Origin of the sequence: Sulfurovum sp. bin170, from assembly GCF_010892395.1 — a bacterium.
Taxonomy (GTDB): Bacteria; Campylobacterota; Campylobacteria; order Campylobacterales; family Sulfurovaceae; genus UBA1140.
In genome coordinates this window covers 1-9,816 of record NZ_JAACKB010000238.1, presented here as the reverse complement: position 1 = coordinate 9,816, position 9,816 = coordinate 1, and the positions used below count along the sequence as shown (strand labels likewise).

Sequence of the window (9,816 nt, the reverse complement as noted above, 5' to 3'; positions counted from 1 at the left end):
AGAAGTTTTATATATAATATTTAAAGAGAATCTGCTTTTAATATAGTAAAATATAATCTTTGATTAAAAAAGGTAATTTATGAATATAACAAACGAAGAGTTAGGAAACCGAATTACGCTGTATGCTGTCATATCAAGATTGATGATGAGTGAGGTAGATGATGAGTTTCTAAAGTCAATTGAGTCCAATGAGGCACTTTTGAATCTTTTTCCAAACTACAAAAATTGGGATAAACGAAAAGAGTTTAGTTCAAGCATCCTAAAAGAGAGATATTTGGATGTGGACTATACCAATCTTTTTCTGCTTCATCTTGTTCCTTATGAGAGTTTCTACACTAGAGATGACCAGATGATAGAGAGTGGGGGAGATAATCCTGTCATAGAGCTGTATAATGCTTTAGATTTTAGAGTGGAGCTTGACAAGGCTAGAGTCGTGAGTCCTGACCATATTGGGGTGGAGTTGGAGTTTATGTATATGCTCTGTTCTGCTATGGAAAAAGCTATTGAGGCAGATGATGAGGATGCTCTTGAAGAGCTGTTTTATGTCCAACGAGGTTTTCTACTCGACCATCTGCTTAATTGGGCTCCGATGTATCTTATCAATATGAAAAAAGAGTCACGAACACCTCTCTATCATGATGGGGCGGAGTTAGTGATGGAGTTTCTGTTGAGTGATTTTCAGTATCTTAGTGAGAAGCTAAATATTACTCTTCCTGGAACTTGTGGGTCAAAACATAAAAAATGAGAATAGAGTTTGGCGTAGCCTCTTGTGTTAGGGCTACTAGTAAGTTTTCTCAATGTACCAAATGTGTGGATATATGTCCTGTCTCAACTATAGAGATAGTAGATAATATCCCTGCTTTTACTCCATCAGCCTGCATTGATTGTGGTGGTTGTGTTGGGGTATGTCCTACGGAAGCTTTTTCACTGAAAGATTTCTCCTCTGTTAACTTCTTTTTTGAGTTTTTGGAGTCAAAAGAGAAGCTTTTAGCTTGTAAAACGGAGATTCCATGTTTGAGTATTCTCTCTGTTGAGCATCTTATCTCTTTGGCTTTGGCTTCGGATGAGAACTTAGTGATGAATGTAGATGGCTGTAGCTGTGGTGGAGAGAGTGATAGACTGACCAATCAGATAAAAGCCAATATTGAAGAGGCTAATTTTCTGTTAGAGAGTTTTTCTGATAAGAGGATTCTTACAGATGTGTTTGAGAGTAAAGCTACCCAAAAAGAGACTGTTTCCGATAGGCGTTCGCTCTTCTCTCTCAAGGGTGCTTTAAAAAACAAGCAGTCGTTTGATGAGGTAGTGGATGCTGATGAGCTTAAAGCTTTTGAGTTGGATAGTGAAGTTATATCTAAGATAAAGAACAAAAATATTCCAGACAAACGGAAGTTACTTTTTTCTGTGCTAAAACGAGTGGAGAGACCCAAGAGCTATGAGATTTTGGCAAGTGAAGATATATCGTTTACCTCTCAAAAATTTGTAGATGAGACCTGTACCAATTGTCAAATCTGTTATCGTATCTGTCCGACAGGGGCTTTGAGTTCTGATGCCAAGTTTTCGGTGATAAATTTTGACTCTATGATGTGTGTGAAGTGTCACCTCTGCCATGATGTCTGTGAGCCAAATTCGATTGGGATTCAAGCTGGGTTTGAGATAAAAGAGTTTTTTGAGCCGACGCAGAGAACTTTGGCTTCGTTTAATATTAAACGGTGTAATGAGTGTGGCAATCACTTTACCTATACAGGTGGTTTGGTGGAGTGTATACGATGTAAGTCTGAGGAGAGTGAGGCTATGGAGTTACATACAAATCCTAAATTTTTCTAAAAACAATTCCTCTACAAATAGTGAGTAGTATTTCACAAATTTAAAAAAGGGTAAACGATGAAACCAGAAGAGATTAGACCAGATACAGAGCTTTGTACCATTATTGGCTACAATGCACAGACAGGTGATAGACGAAAGTATTTTAATAAAATACTAAGAGAGTGTGGGACAAATGCTACTGCGATTGCCCTTAATATCAAAGCTGAACATTTTGCTGTGACCATGAAAAATCTTGCAAACTCTAAAGTCACAAGAATGATAATCGAGCCAGAGTTTCAAGCAGAGGCTGTGCAGTATTGTGATGAACTCAATGAGAGAGCCAAGGTGAGAGGTTTGGTTGGATTTGTAGAGGTGGTTGATGGTAAGATTATGGGGTACAATCTTGATGTTGCTATTGATGAACTTGTGGAAAATCCAGAATTTTTTGATGATAAAATGTCGTTGGCTATTAGGATGATGCTACTAGCAGAGAGATGGTATAAAGCTAAAGTTGATTTGGATAAAATACCTATAATCGTATAAAAATATGTAGGGGCAGACCGATGTGTCTGCCCTATAAAAAAGGAAAATAGTGAGAGATATAGATGAGTTAAGAGCCGAGTTTGAGGCACTAAAAAAAGGTGAAGAGTTCTGTAGCGATGGTAGTTGTGATAGTGAGGAGGAGATTGACCTCAAAGATTATCCCTCATATACAGAAGCACTCTATGCACAGATAATCGCACCAAGTGTTAGTGGAATCTATCTCTCACGATGGGATATCAAAGAGATTGCTGATGTGGCTGGTGACTCTATGGCTATTCATCCTCGAAAACGGATGTTTGAGCTACTGATGAAATATGCAGTGAGTCAAGAGCGAATGCAGTTGGTTTTGGATGCGATGGAGGAGAATATGCAGAGGAAGATAGATATATATGAGGAGTTTCAAGAGTCGTTTCCTCACTCCAAGGTTGTGTTTGAAAAGAAGATAGCCAAAGCGGAGAGAACGATTAGGTCATTTCCTCATATTATGAGTGAGTATTTTTAGGATATTTTATGAAAAAAATTATATATTTCATTATATTTATATTTATATTTTCAGGATGTTTAGCACGACCAGCAACCAAGGGAGTAGGTCTCTCTAGCAGTTCATACTCTACCAACAATATTGTAAAAATTGCCAAAAAACATTTTGGTAAACCCTACAGATATGGAGCCACTGGACCCAATAGTTTCGACTGTTCAGGTTTTGTCTATGCTGTTCATAAAACTGTAGGTGTTAATATTCCAAGAACCTCTTTGGCTCAATCCAAAATAGAGGGTAGAAAACTTTCAAAAAATCAGCTAAGAGAGGGTGATATGGTCTTTTTTGATACTTCTCTCAAAGGTCATGTCAACCACTCAGGTATCTATCTTGGAGCTGGTAAGTTTATCCATGCTAGTAGTGGAAGGGCTTACTCTGTGACTATTTCAGATATGAATGGTTGGTACAAAAATAAATTTAGATGGGGCAAACATATCAATGCAAATAAATGATATATTATTTAAAATAAAAACAGCACTCTCATTAGATAATGAGACGATAATCAAAGCTTATGCCTTAACAGAGTATGAGATGGGTAAAGAGAGGTTAGCAAATATCTTGAAACGCCGTCAAGATAAAGGATACGAAGAGGCTACTTATGAAGAGTTGGGTATTTTTTTGGATGGTTTTGTTATCTTAAAACGAGGTCCAAGTCCCAAGGCTAAAAGTGATGAGGCTGTAGCTTTGAGCAATAATCTAATGCTGAAAAAACTTCGTATAGCACTGGAGCTTAAAGAGCCTGAACTTGTGACTCTTTTTGCTCTAGCTGATGTGAATCTTACCAAGAGACAGGTAGGGTCTCTGTTTCGTTCAGAGGGACACAAGAATTTCAAGAGCTGTTCTGATGAACTCTTTATCGCTTTTTTGGAAGGATTGGATAAGGCAAAATCATTTCATTAAAAATAGTTCGGGTGTAAACACGCCGATTCCGAAAATGCAGATTGCATATAAGGAAACGACGGCTTTAGCCTCGCTAATTCATTGGCATGAGCTTTAGCCTTGCCGAAATAAGTACCAATCCACATCTAACTTCATATTCTAATTTGGACTTCTTACGAGTAAATCTTCAACTCATTATACAGGCTATCCCTCTCCACAGGAGTAAATCCAGAATTTTTAATCATCTCCACAAACTCATCTAGCTTCATTCCATGAGAGCTTTTTGCTCCTGCGGCTGACTGGATAGACTCTTTCTCTATTGTCCCATCAAGGTCATCTGCTCCAAACTCTTGGGCTATAAGAGCTAGATTTATAGACGCTGTTGCCCAATAGGCTTTGAGATGTGGGATATTGTCTAGTATAATTCTACTAATCGCATAGGTTTTTAGTATCTCTTGACCTGTCGGGTAGTTGCAGTTTTTGAGATAATTGTTCTCTTTTTGGTAAACCAGTGGGATAAAAGCGTTAAATCCACCTGTTCTATCTTGTAAATCACGCAGTCTTATCATATGGTCAATCCTATTTGCTCTGCTCTCAATATGACCAAACAACATTGTTGCATTGCTCTGTTTACCTTTGCCGTGCCACATCTCATGAATATCTAGCCATTGTTGTGAGCTTACCTTTCCTCTGCATAGATACTCTCTTACTTTTTCATCAAAAATCTCTGCTCCACCACCTGGCATCGAGTCAACACCACTCTCTATCATTTGCTCTATTACCTCTTCATAGGATAGACCATACTCGCGACTTAGAAAATCTATCTCGGCTGCGGTCATCGCTTTGATATGAAGAGAGGGGAACTTCTCTTTTATCTTTCTAAATGCTCCCATATACCACTCCACACCATCATTGGGATTATGTGCAGAGACGATGTGCATCTCTTTTGCACCCATACTGTAGGAGTTTTCAGCTATTGCCAAAATCTCTTCATGACTCATGGTGTATTGATTTGGATTTTTTCTTGTTGCAGAGTAGGCACAAAATTTACATATATCAGCACATACATTAGTTGGATTGATATGACGGTTGATATTGAAGTAGCTTTTTTTTCCAAACTTCTCTTGTCTAATCTCATCTGCTAACTCACCAAGAGTAAAAAGGTCAAGGTCATAAAGAGCCTCTCCCTCCTTTTGTGTTAGTCTCTCTCTGTTTTTTACTTTTTTGATTAAATCCATATATAGTCCATAATTATTTTTTGGTATTATAACAACAATAGTTTAGGGGTACTAAAATAAGTGTCGTTTTTTAGTAGACTTCTTGCAAAACTGATTTGGAATCGGAGACTTCAGTCCCGAATATGACGAGGCTAAAGCCATCGGTTCCTAATTTTGCAAGATGTCTAGTATATTTTTCTAATTCCAAGTCCATAACTTTCAGTAATCACAATCTCACTCTCATTAAACAGCACTCCACCTTCAACAGGATTGGTAGCCAAAAGACTAGCCCCATCCAAATCCAACATGGTGATAATATTAGACCTAGCCGAAGCCACATGAACAGCACCTCCCACAGAGATAGGTCCCTCTAACATACAGCCAATCATGCATTTTACATCATAGAGTTCAGCTATGTCAGCAATTTTCAGAGCATGAGAGATACCACCACACTTAGCTAGTTTGATATTGATTAAATCACAAGCATCCATCTCTAGGAGTTCTATAGCCTGTTTGGCAGAGAAGACAGACTCATCAGCCAAAAGTGGGGTTATGGTTCTCTCTTTTATATACTTCATCCCTCTAAAATCATTGGCTTTTACGGGTTGCTCTATCAGTTCAGTTACTATCCCTTGGTTCTCTAATTTTTGAAGTAATCTTACAGACTCTTTTGGCGACCAAGCTTGATTGGCATCTATTCGCAAAGTTGTATCTGGAAATGACTCTGCAATGGTTCTGATTCTATCGTAATCTTTGGCTATAGACTCACCCACTTTTATTTTTAAGATACCGTAACCAAGCTCTATCGCATTTTGACAATCCTCTATCATAGTATCTATATCGTTTAGGCTAATAGTAATATCAGTTTCAAATTTAGTTTGACTGCCACCTAAAAGTCTGTATAGAGGAAGTTTCAAGGATTGAGCTAGTAGGTCATACAGTGCCATCTCTAGGGCTGATTTGATAGTTGTGTTATGTATCATACTATGCTCTATTGTGCGAAGTAGTGCATTGAAATCTTCAACTTCTCTACCGATAAGCATAGGTTTAATATGCTCTATTGCCCCTCTCATACTCTTTAAAGTCTCACCTGTAATAACGGCTGTGGATGCTCCCTCTCCATAACCTATTAGTCCCTTATCGGCATGGATAGTGACAACCAAATCTTCTAGGTGTGTTACTGTTCTTAGAGCTGTTTTAAATGGTGTTTTCAGTGGGGCTTTTACTATTTGAGTCTCTATTTTTTTTATTTTCATTTTTTACCTTTGGGTGAGTTTAAATCATCTCTCCACTTAGGATGATGAAAATGCAACCGATGGTCGCAAGAGCTAGAAACCACAGAACTATCAAATGTAATAGTCCCAATAGTTTGCCAATCTCTCTCTCCATCTATATTTCTACTAGCCACTGAAATATCAAAAATCAGTTTCTTATTTTCGCCTATAAGCAGTTCATCCCGAAAATCTTCAGCATCAACAGTTTGTCTTTTTTGGGCTTCTATTTTCATCCATCTAGGGGTAATAATATTGGTTTTATCTCTCTCGCCTAGTTCTGAAATCTCGTAAACTTGTCGTATTCCTGAGTTTTTATCTGCAGTGGAAAAAGCTTTTGTTACTTTTAATCCATAAAGCAGATTTTTCAGAACCTCACTAGTGGTAGTAACTGTCGGTTCATTGGTCAATGCTACATCGGTATAGTGTTCTGCATCTGTTCCCCCCAAATCATCTATAACAAAAAAGTTTGCCGTATGCTCTTCATTGATTTGTAGAGGATTCATAGTAGGAAAAAGTTTACCAGCAAGTCCAAATGCCCGTATCTCTCCACGACAAGTTTTTGACATGGCTGACGATGCTCGTGCGATAATCAACGCCTTGCTAGAGTTTTTGAAATATCCACTGTATGGGTTTTCACTATAAATTTCCCAAATACCCTTCAGACAGATACCGTTTGGGTGGACTAATTTATCAAATGGTTCTAAGATGTCTGCTCTCTCTTCTAGCGTCCTTTTGGCATCTTCCAAGATGATATTTCTACTCCATGTAGAAAGTTTTCCAAATGATATTTCATTTTGGGGTAAGATAGTTAAAGGGTCTGAAATCAGTTGATTCCAAACCTCTTGAAAGCTATTTTTGTCTATTTTCATATCGGTTGTGTATCCATTCAAACTAAGTATTATGAGTAAGGTTATTATTCGTTGCATGTTTGTTCCTCTTTAATGTGATAATAGATTTCTTTCAAAACTAGGAACCGATGGCTTTAGCCTCGTTATTTTCGGGACTAAAGTCTCCGATTCCAAATGAGTTTTGAAAGAAGTCTAATATTAGTTATGACGCAATAATCATCAAAATCTTAGAGACCCCAAGTCCCATAAAAGTACCGATGATATACCCCATCATAGCCATCAAAACCCCTATAGGAATCAGAGCTTTATGATAAGCCCCTGCCAAGATAGGAGCAGAAGCAATACCTCCGATATTTGCTAGTGATGCAACACCAAGGGTAAATAGGTCGAGCTTGAATAGTTTTGCAAATATTACCATAATAGTTCCATGAATAGCAATAATCATAAATCCTGCCACAATATAGAGTGGAGCCTCTGTGAGTTCAGCAAAGTTAGCACGAGAAGCGATGAGGGCTACGATAAGGTAGAGCATAATATTTGCTAGAGGTGAGGCGGAGGAGTGACGGCTTAGTGGGGTCATTCCAAATGTTACACCTGTAATGGTAGCAAAGATAACAATCCAAGTGGTTTGGGTCAAAAAGCTTGTTGTTGGCATATAGGAGGCTAGGGTTTGAGAGATAACTGATACCATAAGAGCTAGACCCAAGAGCATAAATAGAGATGGAAAATCTGTTGGCTCTTTTTTCTCACTATTATCAAGATTAGAGGTAAGCGTATCTAGCAGACTACCATCTGCTTTTGTCCATGAGTTAAACCTTGAAGCAAATGGCACAAGAGCCAAAAGAATCATTACCCATATAGCATAATCAATAGAGTCAATGAGCAAAACATAGCCCATTTTACTATCAGGAAGCTCCAATGCACTCTGAATCGCTACCATATTGCCAGTTCCACCCATCCAAGAGCCACTCAATGCTCCAAATGCTCTCCATGACCCCTCTTCAAATAGGTTGTGGAAGAGTGCGAACATTATTATAAAGCCTAGTGAGATACTAAAGGATGCCAAGAAAAAAGCGAGGAGTATTTTTTTGCCAAGTTTGAGTATCTTGCGAACATCTGCTTGGAGTAGCATTAAAAAAATCATGGCAGGTAGCAGATTTAATTTGAAGGCTTTGTAAGCACTATTTATCTCATCTGTTTTTGTCCACAGTTCTAGTGATGATAGGGTCATAACGGTGAAGTAGAGTATGACTATGGCAGGGAGGTACTCAAATAGTTTTGCTTTTGTTTTATACTCCATATAGACTAAAGTTGAGGCTATAAAGAGGAGGATGGTTAGGTAGGGGAATGCTGTCTGTATCATTTTGTTGAAATCCTTAAAAAATGTAATTTTATCATATTTTTATAGATAACTTACCTAAATTTAGCGTAAAACCCCTAGCTTCAGCTATGGGGATATAAGCGTACTTTAATTATCATAACCTCTCCCAAACCCTCAAAGCCTGAACATGCTCTCTCACATCATGACAGCGAACAATAGAGGCTCCACTCTCCACAGCCTTTAGATGAATCGCCAACGACCCTGCCAATCTCTCCTCTGTAGGTGTAGATATTATCCTATCTATCATCGATTTTCTACTAGCACCGATAAGAATTTCACAACCAAACTTCTTGAAATGTCTCATATTTTTTATAAGTGTCAAATTATGCTCCAGACTCTTGCCAAATCCTATCCCTACATCCAAGATAATATCTTCACGGCTCAATCCCAAAGCTTCACACTTCTCTACTCTCTCTTCAAAAAACTCCGATACCTCTACCATCACATCAGCATACTCTGGACTATTTTGCATGGTTTGTGGTGTTCCTTGCATATGCATAATGCAAAGTTTTGCTCTATACTTGACAGCCAATTTAATGATACTCTCATCACTTGCACCTGTAATATCATTAACCAAATTAAATCCACTCTCTAAAGCATACTCCACAACTTTAGGTGTATAGGAGTCGATACTAAAAGATACCTCATCATAAAGCTTCTCAGCTCGGATAATATCACAGATAGGTTTTATTCTATTCAACTCTTCATCAACACCAACCACATTGGCATTGGGTCGACTAGATACTGCTCCTATATCTATAATGGTAGCTCCATCGGTTATCATCTGCTTTATCTTCTCTATAGCATCACTCTCTTTAAATCTACTACCTGAAAAAAAACTGTCATCATTGGCATTAATCACACCCATTACCTGTACTGGGTACTCTTTGGTTTTTAAAAATAGTTGCAACTCTTTAGCCACATTTTTCAGCCCAAAAGGTTGAGCCAACTCTTTTTTAGAGAGTATCTCCATATGTTTTCTAGTTCCAATAAGCAGACAATCATAAGACTCTTTAGCACAAGTAATCACCCCTGATGGTACTGCCAACTCTGCCCCTACACTTAGAGCATCTTGTTTCAATATATTGGCGGCAGGTGTTCTCAAATTTTTTATATAAAAATAAAAAAGTTCCATCTTTTTAGCCATAATAGAGACCCCTCCACCTTGGACATTCATATCTTTGAGAAACTGCTTTTTGTTTTTTATATTACCTATTTGATATATTTTCATACTTAAGTACCTAGCCAATATTATATTCACTCGGAATCGGCGACTTTAGTCCCGAACAAGACGAGGCTGAAGCCATCGTTTCCAATATTTTTGAAATTAATT

General features: G+C 38.0%; 11 protein-coding genes. 6 read left to right on the top strand and 5 right to left on the bottom strand.

The genetic code is table 11. The features are described 5' to 3' along the window. Positions 1 to 79: 79 nt before the first annotated feature. From GSY74_RS05735 to GSY74_RS05710, 6 genes are read left to right on the top strand one after another with little or no spacing between them, the layout of a single operon-like run. Positions 80 to 745: a molecular chaperone gene (locus GSY74_RS05735; protein ID WP_164664144.1), complete on the top strand. Its 666-nt coding sequence runs from the start codon at positions 80 to 82 to the stop codon at positions 743 to 745. Further along, a complete protein-coding gene (locus GSY74_RS05730) occupies positions 742 to 1,824 on the top strand; it encodes a 4Fe-4S dicluster domain-containing protein (RefSeq protein ID WP_164664143.1) in 1,083 nt (360 codons plus the stop codon). The genes GSY74_RS05735 and GSY74_RS05730 overlap by 4 nt, the downstream gene beginning before the upstream one ends. 57 nt (positions 1,825 to 1,881) lie before the next feature. Then, positions 1,882 to 2,346 carry a hypothetical protein gene (locus GSY74_RS05725; RefSeq protein ID WP_164664142.1) on the top strand — a complete coding sequence of 155 codons (465 nt, stop codon included), beginning with the start codon at positions 1,882 to 1,884 and terminating at the stop codon, positions 2,344 to 2,346. Between the two features lie 49 nt (positions 2,347 to 2,395). After that, on the top strand, positions 2,396 to 2,848 hold the full coding sequence (locus GSY74_RS05720) for a hypothetical protein (RefSeq protein WP_223157479.1): 453 nt from the start codon (positions 2,396 to 2,398) through the stop codon (positions 2,846 to 2,848). An 8-nt stretch (positions 2,849 to 2,856) separates the two neighbouring features. After that, positions 2,857 to 3,336 (top strand): C40 family peptidase, encoded by a 480-nt coding sequence (locus GSY74_RS05715; RefSeq protein ID WP_164664141.1) that lies wholly within the window; start codon positions 2,857 to 2,859, stop codon positions 3,334 to 3,336. Then, the gene (locus GSY74_RS05710; RefSeq protein WP_164664140.1) at positions 3,323 to 3,784 is read left to right on the top strand and encodes a DUF1456 family protein; all 462 of its coding nucleotides are present in this window, start codon (positions 3,323 to 3,325) and stop codon (positions 3,782 to 3,784) included. Before GSY74_RS05715 ends, GSY74_RS05710 begins: the two co-directional genes overlap by 14 nt. Before the next feature lie 152 nt (positions 3,785 to 3,936). Here GSY74_RS05710 and mqnE read toward each other — a convergent pair whose 3' ends face one another. The 5 genes from mqnE to folP all read right to left on the bottom strand — a co-directional run bounded on the left by mqnE (position 3,937) and on the right by folP (position 9,714). After that, positions 3,937 to 5,001: an aminofutalosine synthase MqnE gene (gene mqnE / locus GSY74_RS05705; RefSeq protein WP_164664139.1), complete on the bottom strand. Its 1,065-nt coding sequence runs from the start codon at positions 4,999 to 5,001 to the stop codon at positions 3,937 to 3,939. A 164-nt stretch (positions 5,002 to 5,165) separates the two neighbouring features. Further along, the gene (locus tag GSY74_RS05700; RefSeq protein ID WP_164664138.1) at positions 5,166 to 6,236 is read right to left on the bottom strand and encodes a dipeptide epimerase; all 1,071 of its coding nucleotides are present in this window, start codon (positions 6,234 to 6,236) and stop codon (positions 5,166 to 5,168) included. Then, positions 6,233 to 7,180, bottom strand: a complete 948-nt coding sequence (locus tag GSY74_RS05695) for a hypothetical protein (protein ID WP_164664137.1) — start codon at positions 7,178 to 7,180, stop codon at positions 6,233 to 6,235. Before GSY74_RS05695 ends, GSY74_RS05700 begins: the two co-directional genes overlap by 4 nt. A 124-nt stretch (positions 7,181 to 7,304) precedes the next feature. Then, entirely contained in the window at positions 7,305 to 8,465 is a 1,161-nt protein-coding gene (locus GSY74_RS05690) for a DUF819 domain-containing protein (RefSeq protein WP_164664136.1), read from the bottom strand. A gap of 112 nt (positions 8,466 to 8,577) precedes the next feature. After that, positions 8,578 to 9,714: a dihydropteroate synthase gene (gene folP, locus GSY74_RS05685; protein WP_164664135.1), complete on the bottom strand. Its 1,137-nt coding sequence runs from the start codon at positions 9,712 to 9,714 to the stop codon at positions 8,578 to 8,580. Between the last annotated feature and the right edge of the window lie 102 nt (positions 9,715 to 9,816).